This window comes from Clostridium beijerinckii (assembly GCF_008705175.1).
Lineage (GTDB): Bacteria > Bacillota > Clostridia > Clostridiales > Clostridiaceae > Clostridium > Clostridium beijerinckii.
In genome coordinates this window covers 5,590,765-5,612,637 of the sequence record NZ_CP043998.1, presented here as the reverse complement: position 1 = coordinate 5,612,637, position 21,873 = coordinate 5,590,765, and the positions used below count along the sequence as shown (strand labels likewise).

15 protein-coding genes are annotated in these 21,873 nt (G+C 30.2%); all 15 read left to right on the top strand.

The window, feature by feature from the left end:
• Positions 1-50 precede the first annotated feature (50 nt).
• The 15 genes from dcm to F3K33_RS24640 all read left to right on the top strand — a co-directional run bounded on the left by dcm (position 51) and on the right by F3K33_RS24640 (position 21,828).
• Positions 51-1,298: a DNA (cytosine-5-)-methyltransferase gene (gene dcm / locus F3K33_RS24710; RefSeq protein ID WP_084670565.1), complete on the top strand. Its 1,248-nt coding sequence runs from the start codon at positions 51-53 to the stop codon at positions 1,296-1,298.
• Positions 1,299-1,729: 431 nt separating this feature from the next.
• The gene (locus F3K33_RS24705; RefSeq protein WP_039773022.1) at positions 1,730-3,331 is read left to right on the top strand and encodes a P-loop NTPase family protein; all 1,602 of its coding nucleotides are present in this window, start codon (positions 1,730-1,732) and stop codon (positions 3,329-3,331) included.
• Between the two features lie 171 nt (positions 3,332-3,502).
• Positions 3,503-5,278 carry a dGTP triphosphohydrolase gene (dgt, locus tag F3K33_RS24700; RefSeq protein ID WP_051144875.1) on the top strand — a complete coding sequence of 592 codons (1,776 nt, stop codon included), beginning with the start codon at positions 3,503-3,505 and terminating at the stop codon, positions 5,276-5,278.
• Positions 5,279-6,118: 840 nt separating this feature from the next.
• Positions 6,119-7,219: a Gfo/Idh/MocA family protein gene (locus F3K33_RS24695; RefSeq protein ID WP_039773107.1), complete on the top strand. Its 1,101-nt coding sequence runs from the start codon at positions 6,119-6,121 to the stop codon at positions 7,217-7,219.
• Positions 7,220-7,253: 34 nt separating this feature from the next.
• Positions 7,254-8,225, top strand: coding sequence for a sugar phosphate isomerase/epimerase family protein (locus F3K33_RS24690; protein ID WP_039773020.1), 972 nt, complete (start codon positions 7,254-7,256; stop codon positions 8,223-8,225).
• 31 nt (positions 8,226-8,256) lie between these two features.
• Positions 8,257-9,306, top strand: a complete 1,050-nt coding sequence (locus F3K33_RS24685) for a Gfo/Idh/MocA family protein (RefSeq protein WP_023975985.1) — start codon at positions 8,257-8,259, stop codon at positions 9,304-9,306.
• A gap of 46 nt (positions 9,307-9,352) precedes the next feature.
• Positions 9,353-10,204 (top strand): AraC family transcriptional regulator, encoded by an 852-nt coding sequence (locus F3K33_RS24680; protein WP_023975984.1) that lies wholly within the window; start codon positions 9,353-9,355, stop codon positions 10,202-10,204.
• Between the two features lie 25 nt (positions 10,205-10,229).
• Positions 10,230-11,021 carry an AAC(3) family N-acetyltransferase gene (locus F3K33_RS24675; RefSeq protein WP_039773017.1) on the top strand — a complete coding sequence of 264 codons (792 nt, stop codon included), beginning with the start codon at positions 10,230-10,232 and terminating at the stop codon, positions 11,019-11,021.
• Between the two features lie 383 nt (positions 11,022-11,404).
• Complete coding sequence (locus tag F3K33_RS24670; protein ID WP_012060987.1) at positions 11,405-12,511, top strand: DUF362 domain-containing protein; 1,107 nt, start codon at positions 11,405-11,407, stop codon at positions 12,509-12,511.
• A gap of 322 nt (positions 12,512-12,833) precedes the next feature.
• On the top strand, positions 12,834-13,529 hold the full coding sequence (locus F3K33_RS24665; RefSeq protein ID WP_023975982.1) for a manganese catalase family protein: 696 nt from the start codon (positions 12,834-12,836) through the stop codon (positions 13,527-13,529).
• 421 nt (positions 13,530-13,950) lie between these two features.
• Positions 13,951-15,393: a glycoside hydrolase family 1 protein gene (locus tag F3K33_RS24660; protein WP_023975981.1), complete on the top strand. Its 1,443-nt coding sequence runs from the start codon at positions 13,951-13,953 to the stop codon at positions 15,391-15,393.
• A 290-nt stretch (positions 15,394-15,683) separates the two neighbouring features.
• Entirely contained in the window at positions 15,684-17,408 is a 1,725-nt protein-coding gene (locus F3K33_RS24655; RefSeq protein ID WP_039773015.1) for a methyl-accepting chemotaxis protein, read from the top strand.
• A 575-nt stretch (positions 17,409-17,983) separates the two neighbouring features.
• Positions 17,984-18,769 (top strand): flagellar motor stator protein MotA, encoded by a 786-nt coding sequence (motA, locus tag F3K33_RS24650; RefSeq protein WP_039773013.1) that lies wholly within the window; start codon positions 17,984-17,986, stop codon positions 18,767-18,769.
• 17 nt (positions 18,770-18,786) lie between these two features.
• A complete protein-coding gene (locus F3K33_RS24645) occupies positions 18,787-19,521 on the top strand; it encodes a flagellar motor protein MotB (RefSeq protein ID WP_039773011.1) in 735 nt (244 codons plus the stop codon).
• A 258-nt stretch (positions 19,522-19,779) separates the two neighbouring features.
• A complete protein-coding gene (locus tag F3K33_RS24640; protein ID WP_039773009.1) occupies positions 19,780-21,828 on the top strand; it encodes a chemotaxis protein CheA in 2,049 nt (682 codons plus the stop codon).
• The last annotated feature ends 45 nt before the right edge of the window (positions 21,829-21,873 follow it).

Sequence of the window (21,873 nt, the reverse complement as noted above, 5' to 3'; positions counted from 1 at the left end):
TGCTAGAATGATATAGTATTTAATATAGTAACAGAAAGGTAGGCATAATAGTGTTTAGAGTCATTGAGGCATTCAGTGGAATAGGAAGTCAGGCTAAGGCTTTAAAAAACATAGGTATTGAATTTGAAATTTTAGCCACAGTTGATTGGGATATAAATGCTATTATCGCATATGATATAATTCACAATGGGGTTCCAGACCTGGATAAATATAAATTAAAAACAAAAGAAGAATTAATAAAGGTATTAAGTAAATATACTTTAAGTTCAGATGGAAAAAAGCCATTAGATGAAACTGCGATAAAAAGAATGAACCGAAATGTGATGGAGCATTTAGTAGCAGCGATAGATAGAAGCAAGAATCTGGTTAGTATAACGGATGTAAGAGGAGAAAATCTGCCAAATGATATAGATTTATTTACTTATTCATTTCCGTGTCAGGATTTATCTATAGCAGGTGCATGGCATGGAAATAATAGTGGAATAGATAGAGATGCGAATAATAGATCAGGAATGTTATGGGAAGTAGAACGAATATTAATGGAACGGAATGATTTAGGATTAACTATGCCTAAATTCTTACTTATGGAGAATGTGAGCAATATTTTATGTAATACACATAAAAGCAACTTTGAAGAATGGCAGAATAACCTTGAATACATGGGATATTATAATAAAATATATAAATTAAATGCTTCAGATTTTGGGATACCACAAAAAAGGGAACGAGTTTATATGGTTAGCGTTTTATGCGAGGGTAATATAAAAAAGGCGGTTAAAGAATATATAGATAATAATGATTTATCAATTCCCATGTATATTAATAATATTAATGTAGAGAGAGTAGGACTTGAAGATATTTTAAGAGTCGATTATTCTAACGAAGTATATAAAAAAGAGGCAGATGAGAGTCAACCTAATGATACAGAATCAAGAAGGAAAATTTATCAAGAAAATGATCTTTTATATGATGGTAACCAAGTATTAAGAGATGTAGTCACTACAATAACTACAAAGCAGGATAGAAATCCAAATTCAGGAGTAATTGAATATAGTGCTCAGAATGAAAACAAAAGTAACTATAGATACCTTACTCCAAGGGAATGTTTTATGCTAATGGGATTCGATGAACATGATTTTCAGGCGTTAATAGATAACAATTTCCCTGTAACTAAAAGCATGGACTTTTTTGTGGCAAGTAAATTGTATAAAATGGCTGGAAATAGTATTGTAGTTAATGTTTTGGAAGCTATATTTAGGCAGATTGAGGATATTAAGAATAATATATTGAATAATTAGTAAAGTGGTATATATTTTAAAAAATTTAAAAAGCAGAGACAAGCTGTTTGATAAAATATAAATTAACTATATATAATATTAAATTATAATTAAGAACTGTAATATAGAATATTTTATTTGAAAAAGAGTTCTAAATATTTGTAAATGAAAAACTCGGCAGAAATGTCGAGTTTTTTTGCATAAGTTTGCAATTATCTATAGTGAATTTTATTATAAATAATGGGTTTATTAAAGTTAAGACTAATTCTAAAGAACATTAACATATTGTTTGTAATATGAAAATTTTGGAGTATCTTTGATAAAAAAGCAGGGTAAATAGGAAAAATATAGAATTTAGTTATATATGAGTATTATTTATTGTAAATACTAAAGAAATAAGTGGAATTAAATATTTATGAAAACAACAATATAAATGCTAGTGAGGTGTTACTATGCCAATAATAAAGATTAATCCAGAGTTTTTTAACAATGATGCTCAAGCAAATTTTGATTATAGTACCCATGCAAATCCTGGATTTAATATTATAGATATTGCAAATTCTAAAAGTAATATTTTATTTGAAGGAATTAGGGGAACTGGAAAAACTCATATTTTAAAATCAATAAGAGAGGAGACTTTATCAAATTTTAATAAATATAGAATATTGCCTGTTTATATTTCTTTAGCAAAGATATCAGAATATGAATCATTGGATGAGCAAATGTTTAGAATACATTTATATACTAATATAGTAAAAGCGACTGTAGAGAGTATTAAAGATAATGTAGATTTGATTAGGAATTCGGACAACCCGTTGTTACTAAAGGCAATAAAATGTGAAATGCCAATATTAAACATGTATTATGATGAATCAATAGTGCAATTCTTAGATGAAATACAAGTTCTATTAGAAAAATTAGATAATGATCTGCTTGCTGGTAATATAAATTTTCAAACAGAAGATTCGAATGAATTATCGGTAGGAATAATGCCAAAAGCATTTAGCTTTAATGGAAAAAAAAATAAAAAGCAACAGTTGCAGTACATGGTAGATAGACTTTCTCATCTAAATGCATCTAGATATATAGTTGAATTTTTTAGAGGAATAAGAGAAATATTGGAGTTGGAATATAGTTTGTTACTGATAGATGAAATTTCTGGAGTATCAAATAAAGCACAAACAGAAGTTTTTAGATTGTTAAGATTAATACGAGGTTCGACTGATTCTAATGAAAAAAGCAATTTTGTATATTTCATAGGAAGCGTATATCCTCCACAAAAAACTAATTATCCTGCAAAAGCATATGGTAGTGAATTCGATTTTATTGCAGGGGAAGATTGTAGTATGGAATATTTAGAAATGAATGTTTTGAATGAAGACTATGAGGAATTCTTTAGTTATATTACCCGAAGAAGATTGGAAAAGATACATCCAGAATCAAATGGAAATTATTTGTGGATGTTTGAGGATGAGAAGACTTTTCTTCTAGCAATATTTGCGTCTAATGGATTGCCAAGAAGATATTTTGAAATATTGAAGAATGCATATAGTATATCTAGCAAAAAACATTCAACATCATTGCATTGTGAGAAAATAGACTATAATTCTGTAAGTTTAGCTATACAAAATATAGTAGATAGTCAAATATTAAGTGAAAGTCAATTGACTGATATCGATTTTGATTACTTAGAAAAATATATATTACCTAAACTATCACAAAGAAATTCTAGTGCGGAAACAAAAAATGAATCAAGAAGTGATGATAAAAAGTTACCTGTTCATTTATTTTTAAGTGTTACTAGGACAGATAGAAAAAAACTTGCGAATTTAATATATAGGGGAGTTATTCATAATTTAAGCAGGACAAGAAAACCCAAAACAGTTTCATCAAATGATCAAGAAGCAAAAGGGTTAATGTTAATGTTAGATTTGGCAGTTGCATTTAATTATAGAGTTTTCAATATACAAAATGCTATAAATTATTTTGAGAATGATCTGAGGAATAATGCTAAGAGAGGATATTTATACTATTCAGATATTACATTGCCATAATAAAAAGGAGCTCATAGCTGTTAAAAAATAGTTGTGATAAGTAATTGAGTGGAATATGCAGCAATTATACTTGCTACTATGTTTAAGTAATGGATCAAGCATTTTATGTTTTTATAAGAACGATAAAAAGTCAAAAGAATGTATAAATTATTAAGAGGAGTTGTAATTAGTATGTATAAAAAATATGCACAGATTTTCACTAATGATTCTAGACCTATTGAAGAGGAAGATAACTCTATGTGCAAAGGATTTGCACACGATATAGAAAAAATAATATTTTGTAAGTCATTTAGGCGTTTGGAACATAAAGCACAAATTTATTCTCATGAAAAAGGAGATCATTTTAGAACTAGATTAACTCATACCCTTGAAGTTTCACAAATTGCTAGGATACTTGCCCAATCACTTAATGTAAATGCTGAATTGGCAGAGGCTATCTCTTTGGGGCATGATGTTGGGCACACACCATTTGGGCATCAAGGTGAACGTACAATTGATGATATAATGTCTGGAAAAGATAATCTTGATTGTTTAATAAATTGTCAAACACAATTTAGAATGAAAGATGAAGAGGAAAAAGAGTTAACAGCAATAAACGGAAAGATTAATTTTGGTGGTTTTAAACATAATTATAATAGTTTGAGAATACTTGATTGTATGGAAAGTAGTTTGTCAAATAAAAAAGGATTAAATTTGTGTTGGCAAGTAATTGAAGGGATTCTAAAGCATACTAAGATTAATGTAGTAAATAATCATAAGGAATATGATGTATTTGATAATTTTAATAAAAAGATTAATGATATTGATATATGTAGATTCTTAAGTAAAGAAAATTTAGAATTCTATAAAAATAAACTGCATCTAGAACTTGCTTTTTCTGTCACAATTGAAGGGCAAATAGCATGTATAGCAGATGAAATAGCTCAACTTCAACATGATTTAGATGATGGCTTCAGAGATAAAGAATTAAAGCTTGATGTAATTGAAATAATTGATAATATTACTGAAACACTTAAATCTTTGTGTGATAAGTATGAAAATGCTAAAGAAGAAAGTTGCCTAGAGAACATTCGAAAATTACATAAAAAATTAAAAGAACATGGTGAAAAATTTGATTCTAAAAATGAAAATGAAATTAATTACTTAATTGAACATATACGATATTTCTTTTTAAATGATGTATTAGAATATTCTAAGATAAATGTAAGCAATTTAAACTATGAAGAGTTTAAAGATAGCCAGCAAGTTTTTAGTAAAGTAATTGATTTTTCTCCTGCTGGAAAAGAGTTAAGCGAGAAAATTAAGGATATTATAGGATATAGTATTTTGAATTCATATAGTGTTACTAGATTTGACTTAAAAGCGAAGCGAATTGTGAGAGAACTTTTTAAGGCATATTATGAGAATCCATTATTGATGCCTAAAAATGTATTGTCTCGCATTTTAGATGAAGTTCAAAAAAACCAGAAACGATTATATCCGATAAAGTTTAAGTTTCCTGATATTTATAAAAGGTCAATGATTTCCTTAGATGATATAAATTTTGATACCAGTGACAAGTATAAAATCAATTTACTTCTTTCAGTCTTAAAACTTGAGTTATTTAATATAAGATTCAGGTTTTATTTTGGAAGTGATACAATTTATGAAAGTGAATGGAACAATTTTTATCTAACTCGTGGAAATCATGATAAATGTAGAACTAATTTAAAAGCTAAACCATACGATTTTATTAAAGATACTAGCTTTTATGGGATATATAGCGATGAATCTAAACTTAAAACTTATAAAGATAATAATGTTTTTGATTGGGCAATGGTTTTGTTTAAAAAGTGTTTGATTGAAAATCACTTTGTTTATTTAAGTTCTATTTCTGATTATATATCGGGAATGACAGATAATTTTGCAAAGGCAGAATATGAATCTATATACTTGATTTCAAAGTAAGTGTTTAATATTTTAGATATCAAATATAGATTTACAGTTAGTTATATATAATAGTTAAAATGGTGAGATTACTAGATTTAAGAAATGGTCGGAAGAAGTAAAAGTTCCACCCTTCTTCCGACCATCAACAAGATATGCAATACTATTTTAAAATACAATATGTAAAGAAATGATATTTTTAATCTAAGGTATGATTTATTTTTAGTGGCAAGTAGATATAATAAAATATCCTAAGTTATGAATTAGTAAAATTATTAAACACACTAAACATGTGGAAGCAGTAGCTAAATTAATTAGAAAATAGCTTGGATTATGTGGAGGCAATTCTATCAATTTGCCACCGCTAATGATTAATCTAATAAGCATTGCTAGATAAGAAAAAAATAAAATAGAAGATAATAGAAAAAAAGAGACTTTATTTTAATAAAATAAGGTTTTTCTTTTTATGGTTTTTAAATAATGGATTAGGATAAAGAACAAGGAAAAATTATGTTTGAATTGGTGACGGAAAAAGGCTGGGGTGAGGAGGGAGGAAAGATTTTTTTTGAAACTAACAAGTCTATTAATAATTATAATATAGATAATGAATATTTTGTTTTAAATCTAAAGTGGTAAATTAATGTAGCATAACATTCAAAGAATATAGTCAAAACAATATTTGAGAATAACTAAGCAATTAATGGCGAGTAAATAGACGAATTTAAGTATAGAATTATTTATGAAAGACAATGATACGTATCATTCATAAGAGTAATAAATTATGATAATTTACTATGAAAGGAAGTGAAAAACTGACTTCAAACTTTAAGGTTTAATAAGCTATGAAAGTCGGGAATGGTTATGGAAAATACATGCAATAAAAAGAAATTAAAGGTTGCTATTATAGGATGTGGAGGTATTGCAAACGGAAAGCATTTACCAGCAATAAAAAAGAATCAAAATATAGAAATGGAAGCATTTTGTGATTTGATAGAGGAAAAGGCTATAGAAGCAAAAGCTAAATATGGCAAAGAAGAAAGTAGGATTTATACTGACTACAAACTTCTTTTAGCAAAAGAAAAAGATATTAAGGCCGTTTACGTCTTAACTCCAAATAAATCACACAGTTATATATCTATTGAAGCAATGAAAGCTGATAAGCATGTTATGTGTGAAAAACCAATGGCTAAAACATACGCTGAAGCTAAAGCTATGCTCGAAGTAGCGCAAGAAACTGGCAAAATCCTAACTATAGGTTATCAAAATAGATACAGAGCAGATTCAAAATATTTGAAAGCTGCATGCGAAAATGGTGATTTAGGTGAGATTTATTATGCAAAAGGACATGCAATAAGACGTAGAGCTGTTCCAACTTGGGGAGTATTTTTAAATGAAGATGAACAAGGTGGAGGTCCATTAATCGATATAGGTACTCACGCTCTTGATTTAACACTTTGGATGATGGATAATTATGAACCAGAGTGTGTACTAGGATCTGTATACTACAAGTTAGGGGATCAAACATGTACAGGAAATGCTTGGGGCGATTGGGATAAAGAGATGTTTACAGTAGAGGATTCAGCTTTCGGATTTATTAAGATGAAAAATGGCGCTACAATAAATCTAGAATCAAGCTGGGCACTAAATAGTCTTGATGTTGATGAAGCTAAAACTTCTTTATGTGGTACAAAAGCTGGTGCTGATATGAAAGATGGTTTGAGGATAAATTCTGTTAAGTATAATAAACAATGTATAGAAAAGCCGGCACTAGATGCTACTGGGGTTGCTTTTTATGATGGAGAAGAAGATAATGCTCCTGATATAGAACAAAGTACGTTCTATAATGCAATCATTAATGGTGATGAATTAGTGGTTAGGCCTGAACAAGCTTTAATAGTTACTCAAATATTAGAAGCAATATATGAGTCTGCTAAAGCTGGTAAGGCTGTATATTTTAAATAATTAATAATATTATATTTTATGGAGATGAATTTATATGAAATTAGGTGTGTTTAATCCAGTTTTACAAGATAGATCTTTTGAAGATGCTTGTTCTTTTTTGGAAAGTAAAGGTGTACAAACAATTGAAATCGGTTGCGGAGGTTATCCAGGGAAACACCATTGTGACCCAGCAATTTTATTAAAAGATGAAGAAAAGTTTACCGAATTTAAATCTATTTTAGAAAGAAGCTGTTTAGAAATCAGTGGATTTAGTTGTCATGGCAATCCAATTCATCCAAATAAGGAAATAGCAAAAAAATTCGATGATGATTTGACTAATGCAATTTTAATGTGCGAAAAAATGGGAGTAAGAATATTAAACTGTTTCTCTGGCTGTCCTGGTGACAGTGAAACTTCCCAAAAACCCAATTGGGTTACTTGCCCATGGCCAGAGGATTTTATTGAAATATTAGATTATCAATGGAATAAAGTTTTAATTCCTTACTGGAAGGAAAAAGTGAAATTTGCAAAGGCTCATGGTGTAGATAAAATAGCCATTGAAATGCATCCTGGTTTTTGTGTATATAATCCTAAAAGTTTATTAAGATTGCGTGAAGCTGTAGGGCCAGAAATTGGTGCTAATTTTGATCCAAGTCACTTAATTTGGCAAGGAGTTAGTCCAGTGGCAGCAATTAGGGAGCTCGGAAAGCATAATGCTATTTTCCACTTTCATGCAAAGGATACAAAGATAGATGAAATAAATTGTCCAATAAACGGCGTGCTAGATGTAGGCCATTACGGTAAGGAAATTGAACGTTCTTGGATTTTTCGTTCTGTCGGCTATGGACATGATATTGGCTATTGGAAGGACATTGTTTCTGCATTGAGAATGGTTGGATATGATCATGCGTTGAGTATAGAACATGAGGATAGTTTGATGACAACAGAAGAAGGGTTGATAAAAGCAATAAATTGTTTAAAAGATGCAATTATTTTTGAAACTAAAGGTGATATGTTTTGGGCATAATTATAAAAATTTGATAGGGAGAAATAAAACAATGTGTAATGAGATGTTCAATTTAGCAATAGTTGGATTGGGAGGCATGGGAAATTGGCATCGTGAGCTAATTGAAGGAATTGATAATTTGACTGTTTGCGGTACTTATGATATTAAAGAAGATAGACAAGCGTTTGCTAGAGAGCATGGAATAAATCCGTATAATTCTTTTAAAGAGCTTTTAGAAGATGAGAAAGTAGATATCGTTTTATGTGCAACACCAAATGATGTACACAAAGAGATAGTAATCAGTTCATTAAAAGCTGGCAAAAATGTAATTTGTGAAAAGCCAGCAGCAATGTCATCTTTAGAATTTAAGAAGATGGTAGATATAGCAGAAGAAATGGATAAAGTTTTGGTTGTTCATCAAAATAGACGTTGGGATGAGGATTTTTTAACTGTAAAAAAGATATATGATGAAGCTATCTTAGGAAATGTCTTTAGAATAGAGTCTAGAGTACATGGATCTCGTGGCATACCAGGTGATTGGAGACAAGAAGAAGAACATGGTGGTGGAATGCTTTTAGATTGGGGTGTTCACATTATTGACCAGGCATGCATGATGATTAATGAAAGGATAAAATCAGTATATGCTAGATTTACTCATGTTACCAATGAACTTGTGGATGATGGATTTACTGCTGAGTTAGAATTTGAAAGCGGATTAATTTACGTTGTAGAAGTTGGAACAAGTAATTTTATAAATTTACCGCGCTGGTATGTGTTAGGTCAAAATGGCACAGCTGTAATAGATGATTGGAATTTAAGAGGCAAAGTCGTTCGTATTACTGATAGCAGTAAAAATGATGCAATTCCTATTAGAACAGCTGCCGGATTAACAAAAACTATGGCGCCTAGGACAGAGGAAACAATTAAAGAAGAAGCACTTAAAATTGTTAATTCTGATGTTAAGGACTTTTATAGAAATGTTATGGGAGCTATAAGAGGAGAAGAAGAAATTCTTGTAAAGAATACAGAGGTAATGAGGGTTATTAAGCTTATGGAGAGTATTCGTGAATCAGTTATCAAGAAGAAAGTGATAGAGTTATAGAAATTAATCAAGAAGCTTAATTGTAATTATTTTGGAGGAGATATTTATGCATGGGAGTTTTGAAAAAACAGTATTAGAATCTGAATTTCCTTTTAGATTGTTTTTTAATGATGGATATTCTAATACACCACATCACTGGCATGAAGATATAGAAATTATTTATCTTGTGGAAGGTACACTAAAGGCATGTATTAATAGAGATACTTATAATTTAAAACAAGGGGACATACTTATAATTGGTGGTGGAGAAATACATTGTTTTTTTAAAGAAAAGAATTTCAGTAATAGAGCTGTAATACAATTTAGAACTTCCATATATGATAATTTTCTTTCAGGAACAAAAGATGCTAAAATAATAAAACCTATGTGGAATCAATCAATACATTTAACCATGGGGAATGAAATTCATGCACTAATGGAGAGGCACATAAATGAGATTATCAATGAATATAGTAAGGCTGAGGAAGGATATAAGTTAATAATAAAAGCTAGATTATATGATCTGGCAGGTATACTACTTAGATATATACCTAAGCAAGCATATTCATCTGAAGACCTAAGCCGTGAAAAGGAAAGATTAAAGAAAATGGATAGTGTATTTCAATATGTGGATAGTAATTATCAAGAGCATATTGATTTAGATGATATTTCAAAATCTATAGGTTTTAGTAAATATTACTTTACAAAGTTTTTCAAAGAAAATACTGGGGTAACATTTTTAGATTATCTAAATAATTATAGAATTAAAAAAGCAGAGTGGCGTATAATTGAGGAAGATGAAACTATTGCAGAGATAGCCTATAACTGTGGATTTAATAGCATTAAAACTTTTAATAGGCTATTTAAAAATATAGTAGGTTGCACGCCTATGAAATATAGAAGAGATAATAAAAATTAAATATTAAAGTTGAGAGGGAAAGGGTATGGGTGATAGAAAAATTGTAATTAAAAAAGATATAGTAAATGCGCTGCAACAACTTGGTATAAAAAGTGGACAAAATATTATAGTTCATACTTCAATGAAAAGCTTTGGATTTGTTTGTGGAGGCCCACAAATCATAATTGAAGCATTAATGGAGCTAGTTGGAAAATATGGAACTATAATTATACCTACACAGACATGGAAAAACATGGATCCGGCATATGGTGTACATTGGGAGGAACCAATAGAATGGTGGGATATTATAAGAGATAATTGGCCGGCTTATGATAAGGATATTACTCCAACAAATTCAATGGGAGCAGTAGCAGAAATGTTTAGAAAGTGGCCAGGTGTTTTAAGAAGTGATCATCCTGTAAGGTCTTTTGCTGCATGGGGAAAAAATGCACAATATTTAATAAACAACCATGATTTAAGCGATATTTTTGGTGAAAGTTCTCCAATAGGGAAATTATATGATTTAGATGGATATGTATTACTATTGGGAACTGGATATGATAAAAATACATCTATTCATTTAGCAGATGAAAGAGCTGATTATTCATCAAAGCATATAGAGAAAAACAGTTGTGCAATGATGAAAGATGGCGAGCGTAAATGGGTTACGTATTCAACGTTATATGTTGATGGTGAAGATTTTATAGATATAGGAATTGATTTTGAGAAAAAGTATAGAGTTGAAAATACAAAAATAGGGAATGCGGATGTAAGATTCATGAGACAACGAGAAATTGTAGATTTTGCAGTTGAATGGATTGAAAAGAATAGAAAATAATCATATAGAATAATATTATAATGAGCAAATTAAAAAATCACGACAATTAATAATAAAATGTCGTGATTTTCTATATTTACAATAATAGCAGCTAAAGTTTCTTATATATTTAGTTAAATATTATTTCGCGTTCAATAATTATTTAATATCTAAAACAATTTCTCCCGCTTTAACATTACCAGTTTTCTTAATGGGTATTACTTTTTCATTTTACAAAAAATAGTGCAAGACTAACTTCGGCTAAGATGAATTTACCCTTTCCGACAAGAAATTAACCTTTCATTTTACCAGATTTTTTTACTATATGTATTGACTTAGAGTTAACTCTAAAATCTATAATTAAATTAGTACATTAGCTTATAAATAATTTGGAGGGACTTAAAATGGAAAAATCGAAAGTATATTTTACTAATATGCAAGCAACAGCTAAGGAAAATTTGCTACAAAAGTTAAAACGTTTAATTAAGAGTGCAGGAATTGATCAAATTGATTTTGAAAAGAAATACGCAGCAATTAAGATTCACTTCGGCGAGCCAGGAAATGTAGCGTTTTTGCGCCCTAATTTTGCTAAAGTTGTGGTAGATACTATTAAGGAATTAGGAGGAAATCCATTTTTAACAGACTGCAATACTCTATATGTAGGAGGCAGAAAGAATGCGTTAGATCATTTAAATTCAGCATATGAAAATGGATATAGTCCGTTTTCAACAGGTTGCCATATATTAATTGGAGATGGTTTAAAAGGAACTGATGAAGCTTTGGTTCCAGTTACTGGTGGGAAATATGTAAAAGAAGCTAAAATAGGTCATGCGATTATGGATGCAGATATATTCATCTCATTAAATCATTTTAAAGGACATGAGTTAACAGGTTTTGGAGGCGCTTTAAAAAATATAGGTATGGGATGCGGTTCGCGCGCAGGAAAAATGGAAATGCATAGTAGTGGAAAACCTAGCGTTTATGAAGATAAATGTGTTGGCTGTGGTATGTGTGCTAAAAACTGTGCACATAGTGCAATAAGTTTAACAGACAAAAAAGCACTCATCAATCATAGCAAATGTGTTGGATGTGGTCGTTGCATAGGAATTTGTCCAATGGATGCGGTTATGCCAGCATCAGATGAATCAAATGATATTTTAAATAAGAAAATAGCTGAATATTCATGGGCAGTATTAAATGGAAGACCAAATTTTCATATCAGCTTGGTAATTGATGTATCACCATATTGTGATTGTCATGCAGAAAATGATGTACCGATAGTTCCAGATGTAGGTATGTTTGCATCCTTTGATCCAGTAGCATTAGATGTAGCCTGTGCAGACGCAGTAAATAAGCAGCCAGTTATGAAAGGTAGCCTTCTTGAAAAGAGCGGTTGTAAGCACAATGATCACTTTACTAATGTTAGCCCAGAAACAGATTGGAAAGTTGCTATTGACTATGCTGTGGAATTAGGCTTAGGCAGTAAGGAATATGAGTTGATAACAATTTAGAGATAAACATATTTCTGAAGTTTTAAAAATTATATGTTTTAATTTTAGTAAGCTACAAATAAAAAAATATAAATTTATACCTGCAGAGATGCAGGTATTTTTGTTTAATAAATTAAAAAATATAAATTAAATCAAATAGAAAAGCGTTATATATTTTGTAATTTAGTTTTTGTAGTGTAATTTTATTAAAAGAGCTAACGTTCTAGAATGCTAAATGTAAATTTATTACAGTTATGTATTTAGAGTTTTGAATAATAAGCATTGGATTATTGAATACTAACTTTGTAAATAATTTTAACTGAGATGAATGGAGGCAAGTACAATGTTTAAACACGAAAAACCATTACTTAGAGATGTAAAAGTAGAGAGACCAAATCCACAATATGCTGTGTTAATGCAAGAACAGCTAGGTGGTGCAAATGGTGAGTTAAAGGCAGCACTTCAGTACCTTTCACAAAGTTTTAGGGTAAAAGATCCTGAAATTCATGATTTATTTTTAGATATTGCAGCTGAAGAATTAAGTCATATGGAAATGGTAGCACAAACTATAAATTTACTAAATGGACATGAAGTTGATTATACTAAAACTCCTGGAGGAGAAATAGAAACTCACGTATTGACAGGTCTTGCGCCAGGACTTATTAATGCATCAGGACATCCTTGGACTGCAGATTATGTTAATGTTACAGGAGACATTGCAGCAGACTTATTATCTGATATAGCAGCTGAGCAAAGAGCAAAGGTTGTATATGAATATCTATATCGTCAAATTAATGATAAATACGTAAAAGAGACAATAGATTTTCTATTAAATAGAGAAGAAGCTCATAATGCACTATTTAGAGAAGCATTAAATAAGGTGCAAGATAGAGCATCAAATAAAGATTTTGGTGTAACAAAGGATTCTAGATTATACTTTGACTTATCAACTCCTGGAAGGTATTTTGACAATCCTGAGCCAACACCTCCTAGCTTTAAAAATCCACGTGAAGATAGTAGGAAAACTACTAGGTCTTAGCAAATATGATCCTATGCCGAAATTATGTATTATTAATTTTGCATAGGATTATTTTATTATATTGAAGTAAATGGATTATATTAAAAAATCCATAAGTTGTATTTTGAAAAATTAATATATATTGCGATTAAGCTTATAAATTATATTAATAACGCAGCTTGTAGCTTACCAGAGACTTAAATGTAAATTTACTATCACAACATATATAGGATAGTAGAGTTTTATAAAAGCGTATTAAATAATATTATTATTAAATAAATGACATTACATTTTAAAATAAAAGTTATAAATTATATGGACAAGTGCAATAAGTTTGTGGTAGTCTAGAGTTGTAAGTAGTCGTTAATAATAAGGATAGTATTTTGTTGAAAGAATTTTAATAAAGATATAATAGAAAGTTTGTTGGTAGGAGGATAAAGGAATGTATTTTAAAGAAAAGCATGGGTTTCCAGATGATTTTTTATGGGGAAGTGCATCTGCTGCATACCAAGTAGAAGGGGCTGCAGAAGAGGATGGAAAAGGAAGAAGTAATTGGGATGAGTTTGTAAGAATTCCAGGAAAAACATTCAAAGGAACAAATGGTGATGTAGCTGTTGATCATTATCATCGATATAAAGAAGATATTGCATTAATGGCGGAAATGGGATTAAAAACATATAGATTCTCTATATCTTGGCCAAGAATTTATCCAAAAGGAAAAGGTGAAGTTAATGAGAAGGGATTAGAATTTTATGACAATGTAATTGATGAATGTCTAAAATATGGAATAGAGCCAATGGTTACAATATATCATTGGGATTTACCTATAGCTTTACAGGAAGAATATAATGGTTGGGAAAGTAGAAACATAATTGATGATTATGAGAATTATGCTATTACTTTGTTTAAACGCTATAAAGATAAAGTAAAGTATTGGATAACATTAAACGAACAAAACATATTTACAAGTCTTGGATGGGTAATGGCAGTGCATCCACCAGGAAAGAAGAATGATTTAAAGATGTTCTATCAAGTAAATCATCATGCAAATTTAGCTCATGCAAAAGCAGTGCTTGCTTTTAGAAAAATAGTGCCAGATGGTAAGATAGGGGCAAGCTTTGCGTTTTCACCTAGCTATGCAATAGACTGCAATCCAGTAAATAATATAGCAAAAGCAGATTATGATGATTTACAATCATTTTGGTGGATGGATGTTTATGCATACGGAAGATATCCAAAAGCTGCATTAAAATATCTACAAGGTCAAGGGGTAGCACCTGTATTTGAAGATGGGGATGCGGAACTTATGAAGGCAGCAGCTCAAGTAGATTTTATGGGAGTTAATTACTACCAAACAGCGGTTGTTGAGTATAACCCAATTGATGGCGTTGGAATGGCTGAAATGAATACAACAGGAAAAAAAGGATCAGCACAAGTTAGTGGAACTCCTGGATTATTTAAAAATCCTCCAAACCCATATTTAAAAACTACAGACTGGGATTGGACAATAGATCCTATGGGGATAAGAATGTGCTGTAGAACTATTACAAGTAGATATGATTTACCAATAGTTATTTCTGAAAATGGATTAGGTGCATTTGACAAAAAGACTGAGGATAATAAAATTCATGATGACTATCGTATAGCGTACTTGAAGGCGCATATAGAAGAATTAAAAGAAGCTATTAATGAGGGATCAGAAGTGATTGCATATTGTACATGGTCTATAACAGATTTATTAAGCTGGTTGAATGGCTATCAAAAAAGATATGGTTTCATTTACGTAGATCGTGAAGAAGAAGAAGGCGCTTCAATGAATCGTTATAAGAAGGATAGCTATTATTGGTATGAAAATGTCATAAGGACAAATGGAGAAGAATTATAAAATAGGTAAGTTTATAGATAAGCTTAAAGGAGTTGTTGATTTTATCAATAACTCCTTTAAACTTATCTATTTTGGTTTATAAATTAATGTTAAAAAGAATTAGCTGATTAATAACTTTATATAAGATTATAAATACCAAATTTTTTAAATGGAATACAAAAATAGAAAGGAATTAGCAAGATTGTGTAGAATTTAATAACTATATTTTATTTCAATAATAATATTATTGAAAAATAAAAGAGATTTGAAAATAAAAAATAAGAAATTTGTTGTTAAAGGGAGGGGATTTATTGAAGAATTTAAAGATTAGAACAAAGTTAATGTTGATGGTAATAATACCATTAATTGCGGTTATATTCTTGTCTATAGAAGGAATACTAAAAATCACAAATACTTATGGTACATTAACAGATATGTATTATGAAAAATTATATAAGGTAAATAGCCTCATACTAAATGCAGATAGAGATATGTATCAGGCTCTTGTTGCTCAGAATAATTTAAGTGATACGAACATAAGTGAACCTGATAAGAATAAGAATATGAAAGATTTAAAAGATAACATAGGTCAGGCAAAAGATAGAACAAGCAATGCTATAAATGTGTTAATTCCAATTAAGGCATCTTTGCAAGATATTAAACATAATGAAAGCAACAAAAATGTGTTTGAACTTTATGATGAATTTCAAAGCAATTATCAAGGCTGGTTAGATAGTTTTGATGTAGATACAGGAGAGGTAAAAAATAAGGAACAGTTTAATAAAAAGTTTGCTGAATCTAGGGAGGATATAAATCAGATAACAGATGTAATGGAAAAAGCAGCAAGTGAAACTCAGGGCAACATGAAGGAATCTATAGATTTTACTAAAATTCAATTTATTGTGTTGGGAATTTTCTCTGTTTTAATAACTTTGTTTGTTGGAATAGCAATATCAAGAGATTCATCAAAAGTGTTATTTAAAATAAAGAATTTAGCAACTAGACTTTCGAATTACGATTTTTCAGAGGATTTAGTTTTAAAGAGATATGATGAATATGGACAAACAGCAGATACTTTGAATAGGGCACAGCAAAATGTACGTGAACTTATAAGTGCAATAACTGAAAATATACATAATATAAATTCGTCCAGTGAAAATTTGACTATATCTGTAAATGAAATAAGTAGTAATTTAATTGCAGTAAATGAAGAAACAAAGAAAATAAATACGAGTGTTCAAGAAAATAGTGCAATTGCAGAGGAGATATCTGCATCTGTAAAAGAAGTAAACTTGACCGTTAATATATTATCTGAAAAGGCAATGGATGGAACAAGTAATGTCACAAATATAAAAGCACGGGCAAATACCGTAGAGAATAGTAGTAATAAGGCAATTCAATCTATAAGTAAAGTATATCGTGAGAAGGAAGAAAAGATTATTAAAGCTATTGAAGAAGGAAAGGTAGTGCATGAGATTGGGATTATGGCCAATGCTATTTCTGCAATAGCTGAGCAAATAAACTTGTTATCATTAAATGCTGCAATAGAAGCTGCGAGGGCAGGAGAACAAGGAAGAGGATTTGCTATAGTGGCAGAAGAAGTTAGAAAACTTGCAGATCAATCTTCAGAAGCAGTTGAAAATGTTAAAAAAGTTATTGGAAAAGTAGAAAAATCTTTCAATGACCTATCTTTAAGTAGTAATGAACTTTTACAGTTCATGGATGTGGATGTAAATAAACAGTTTGAGGAATTTTCGCATATAGGAAAGCAGTATTATAAGGATGCAGACTTCGTAAATTCCATGTCCTCCGAATTAGCAAGAATGTCTGAGGAAATTAATGAAGTAATAAGTCAAGTATCAGATGCGGTTCAACATATGGCCCAAATGTCTCAAAGATCTTCTGAGAGCACTAACAGCATAGAAAATAGTTCGAGTAATTCAATCTCTTCTATGAAGAATATTTCAGTTAATGCAAAAGAACAGCTTACTCTAGCAAAGAAATTAGAAGAGACCATAGAGAAATTTAAAATATAATTTCTAAGAATTTTAGTTATTAAATATGAAGAAATAGATGTACAATTCATATAAAAGATTTTAATTGCTTTAAGTGATTATTAACCGTAGATGAATTGTACATTAATTTATAATGGGGTAGTAATTAGTGTTTGATGAATTAGTAAAGTGCTCCAATACCTACTTTTTTGTTTAGTAAGGTTTGTAATTGTTTTATATTGAATAAAATTAGTATAGATTTTTAAATAATCCATGTATTAAAGCAGCATTTTTGTATTCATATAACAGAAAGCGAACTCTATTTCGACAATAAAGATAATGCTGATAAATAGATTTTAACTTAAATTTAGCATGTTTAACAAATTAAATGAATAATGGAAAATAAAGATGTGATAAGGTCAGAATATATAGAATTTATGTTATATAATATGTCAAAATATAGTTTTCGATTGCTCAAGATTATGGTATTATAGTTATAGGTTGTAGATTCCAAATGATTAAGAAAAACGACAAAAAATGTAATTATATGTTATATTGCTAATAAAAAGATAACATTTAATCATATGACGTGCGAAGAACAATAAAGGGGGACAAACATGGATATATTTTTAGTAATTGGTCTTATTGGAGGTTTAATAATTGTAGTTGCAGCCATGCTAGAAAAGGGAGCAAGTCTTCAAGTACTTATGAGTGCTGAAGCGATGCTGGTAATCATTGGTGGTACTGTAATAGCCTTGCTAAATTCTTTTCCAAAAGGAGAGTTTACTAAGCTTCCTAAGATTTTTGGTGTTCTTTTTAGTGCTAAGGGGCAAGAAGATCCAGCTGAAATTATAGCACAGCTTGTAGAGATGTCTCAGACAACTAGAAGAGATGGATTACTATCTCTTGAAAGTACTATACAAGGCTTAGAAAATAAGTTTATGAAAAAGGGATTAGAAATGGTGGTTGACGGTTTAGAACCAGATCTTATAAAAGAAGTTCTAGAAATAGAGATTGAGAGTATGGAAGATAGACACCGTCTTGGTGCTACAGCGTTTACAACAGCAGGTGGTACAGCGCCAACACTTGGAGTTTTAGGAGCTGTTATAGGATTAATAGGTGCTCTTGGAAATCTTAATGATATTGAAAAGCTTGGAGAAAGTATAAAATCAGCCTTTGTTGCAACTGTTTATGGTATCTTTACTGGATATTTAATATGGCATCCATTTGCAAATAGGTTAAAAAGAAAATCCCAAGAAGAAATAAAAAATATGAATATTATGCTTGAAGGAATTTTAGCTATTCAGGCAGGAAATAATCCAAAGAGTATTGAAAGAAAGCTAGTAGGAATGCTTGAGCCAAAACAAAGAATAAGATTTGAAGAAAATAATAATGATAACTAGTTAAAAGGAGAAAAGTGATGAGTAAGAAAAAGCAACATCATGAAGAGCATGTAGATGAAGCATGGCTTCTTCCATATTCAGACATGTTAACACTTCTACTAGCACTATTTATCGTTATGTTTGCCATGGGACAAACAGATAAGGCAAAACTTCAGTCAATGGCTAAAGAATTTAATATAATATTTGCTGGTGGATCTGGTGTTATGCATCAAGATGGTAACTCTGCAATTCCTATGGAGGAGTCTGGTATCAGTGATAATAAGGCTGAAGAAGATAAAATGACTGAAATTAAAAAGATGATAGAAGCGGAAATTAAAGAAGAGGGCTATTCTGATAAAGTTAAAGTTGATCTTAATAATGAGGGATTGGCAATTTCTATACAAGATGTTGTACTTTTTAATTCAGGTGAAGCAGATGTACTAAAAGATGTATCACCACTGCTTTTAAAAATTTCACATATGCTTTATGGTTTGGATAATGAAATCAAAGTTGCAGGATATACTGATAATGTGCCGATTAATAACGGGAAGTTTCGTTCAAATTGGGATTTAAGTGCTATGCGTGCTATAAATGTGTTAAATTATATGGTTAGTACAGGTGGTATTAATCAGGAGAAGATATCAATACAGGCTTATGGAGAGCATATGCCCAAAGCATCTAATGCAACAGAGGATGGAAGAGCTAAAAATAGACGAGTGGAAATTTTTGTGGTACGTAAATACCCAGTACCTACAGAGGAGAAATCAAATTAACTAGATAAGAGCTAAGAGATTAATAAGAAATTTTACATATAGCTAACTCAGAGCATTCAATCTATATAGATTGAATGCTCTTTTTATATAAAATTCAAGATATTTTGTGCAATTTGCATTTATGTGTAGTATAGTAGTGCATTTTGCATCAAAATCAATGACTTAAGTGACTTAAAAGATTGTAATAAAAAATTTAATATAGAATATAGAGAGATTAACGTTTTATATAAGAAATATGCAAAAAAGGAGGGAATTAAGATGTCGGAAAGCTTTATAAATGAATCTATGTTAGATATGTATATTTTTGAAACAACTCAGCTTATAGAACAATTAGAACAATTAGTTATTGATGGAGAAAAAGAAAATGGATTCTCAAATTCGATAGATGAAATATTTAGAATTATGCATACAGTCAAAGGATCATCAGCTATGATGCTTTTTAATAACATTTCTGGACTCTCTCATTCTGTTGAAGATTTGTTTTATTATCTTAGAGAAAATAATCCGGATGAAGTTGATAACAATATATTAAGCGATATTGTATTAGATTCAATTGATTTTATCAAAGGCGAAATTTCTAAAATTCAGCAAGGAAATACACCAGATGGAGATTGCGCAAATAAAATTACTAGCATAAAGGAGTTTTTAAATGAACTCAAAGGAATAGAAACAATTGATAGTGATACAGCTCCTAATGAGAATAAATTTGAGCAGCAAAAATTTTTTATAACCAGCGCAAAAAGTAAAAGGGACGCATCTAATCAAAAATACAAAGCTAAAATTCAATTTTCAGAAGATTGCGGAATGGAAAACATAAGGTGTTTTGGTATTCTTCATAAACTATCAGAAGTAGCTGAAATAATATGTAGCTCACCAGAAAATATAATAGACGATGATGAAAAAGCCTGTGAAGAAATCAGGAAGAATGGGTTTAAAATATATTTTTCTTCAGATTTAAATCTAGAGGATGTAAAAACAATTCTGAATGAAACTGTTTTTTTAAGTGCACTTGATATTAGCTTAATGGGGGAAGACGATGACGCCTTTTTAGATAATAAAGAAGTTATTGAAGAAGTTGCGATAGAAAAAGAATGTAGTAAGAAGGAAGAAGAAAAGAAAACTGAAAAAACATCTTCTCATCAAGGATTTATAAGTCTAAGTGTAGCTAAGGCAGATAGGCTTATGGATCTTATTGGGGAGTTAGTAATTTCGGAATCAATGGTTACACAAAATCCAGATTTAATTGGACTTGAAATTGATAATTTTCAAAAATCAGCAAGGCAACTTCGGAAAATTATAGCAGAAATGCAGGATACAGTAATGTCAATAAGGATGGTTCCGCTTTCTGCAACTTTTCAAAAGATGAATAGAATAGTCAGAGATATGAGCAAGAAAATGGATAAGGAAGTCAAATTAACGATTATAGGGGAAGAAACAGAAGTAGATAAAAATATAATTGAACATATATCAGACCCTTTAATGCATTTAGTTCGTAATTCTATTGATCATGGAATAGAGACAGTAGAAGAAAGAATTGATAAAGGAAAACATCAAGTAGGAAATTTGGTGTTAGAGGCTAAAAATGCAGGTAGCGATGTCCTAATTATAGTAAAAGATGATGGAAAGGGTCTAAATGAAGAAAAGATATTAGAAAAAGCAAGAAACAATGGATTACTTACTAAAGATGAAAGTGAAATGAGTAAAAAAGAAATATTTAATTTGATATTTTTACCGGGATTCTCCACTAAAGAAGCTGTATCAGAATTTAGTGGCAGAGGAGTAGGGATGGATGTTGTAGTAAAAAATATTGAAAAGATAGGGGGAACGGTTAGTATAGATAGTATGTTGGAATTTGGTACAAGTATCACCATTAAGATACCATTAACTCTTGCAATTATAGACGGAATGAATGTAAGAGTTGGAAATTCCAGATACACTCTTCCAACTAGCTCTATAAAAGAATTTTTTAGACCGAAAGAAAGTGATATTATAAAAGATCCAGATAATAATGAGATTATTATGGTTAGAGGTCAATGCTATCCTATACTTAGATTAAACGAGCATTTTTCTATAAGAACTGATACAGATAAATTGTCAGATGGAATTCTAATAATGATAGAGCAGGATGAAAAGTGGGTATGCATTTTAGTAGATGAGTTATTAGGACAACAACAAGTAGTTGTTAAAGCTCTCCCAGATTATATAAAGAATATTAGAAATATTAAGGATTTAGCTGGATGTACTCTTTTGGGAGATGGAAATATAAGTCTAATAATTGACATGGATGGATTGATGACAACAGTATAGATATTAAAAACTTAAGTTTAATTAAAATAAGTGGTTAATGGAGGG

Coding starts and splice junctions, on each gene's coding strand:
- F3K33_RS24705 (WP_039773022.1), top strand. CDS start 1,730: ATGCCAATAATAAAGATTAATCCAGAGTTTTTTAACAATGATGCTCAA.
- dgt (WP_051144875.1), top strand. CDS start 3,503: ATGTATAAAAAATATGCACAGATTTTCACTAATGATTCTAGACCTATT.
- F3K33_RS24695 (WP_039773107.1), top strand. CDS start 6,119: ATGGAAAATACATGCAATAAAAAGAAATTAAAGGTTGCTATTATAGGA.
- F3K33_RS24690 (WP_039773020.1), top strand. CDS start 7,254: ATGAAATTAGGTGTGTTTAATCCAGTTTTACAAGATAGATCTTTTGAA.
- F3K33_RS24685 (WP_023975985.1), top strand. CDS start 8,257: ATGTGTAATGAGATGTTCAATTTAGCAATAGTTGGATTGGGAGGCATG.
- F3K33_RS24680 (WP_023975984.1), top strand. CDS start 9,353: ATGCATGGGAGTTTTGAAAAAACAGTATTAGAATCTGAATTTCCTTTT.
- F3K33_RS24675 (WP_039773017.1), top strand. CDS start 10,230: ATGGGTGATAGAAAAATTGTAATTAAAAAAGATATAGTAAATGCGCTG.
- F3K33_RS24670 (WP_012060987.1), top strand. CDS start 11,405: ATGGAAAAATCGAAAGTATATTTTACTAATATGCAAGCAACAGCTAAG.
- F3K33_RS24665 (WP_023975982.1), top strand. CDS start 12,834: ATGTTTAAACACGAAAAACCATTACTTAGAGATGTAAAAGTAGAGAGA.
- F3K33_RS24660 (WP_023975981.1), top strand. CDS start 13,951: ATGTATTTTAAAGAAAAGCATGGGTTTCCAGATGATTTTTTATGGGGA.
- motA (WP_039773013.1), top strand. CDS start 17,984: ATGGATATATTTTTAGTAATTGGTCTTATTGGAGGTTTAATAATTGTA.
- F3K33_RS24645 (WP_039773011.1), top strand. CDS start 18,787: ATGAGTAAGAAAAAGCAACATCATGAAGAGCATGTAGATGAAGCATGG.
- F3K33_RS24640 (WP_039773009.1), top strand. CDS start 19,780: ATGTCGGAAAGCTTTATAAATGAATCTATGTTAGATATGTATATTTTT.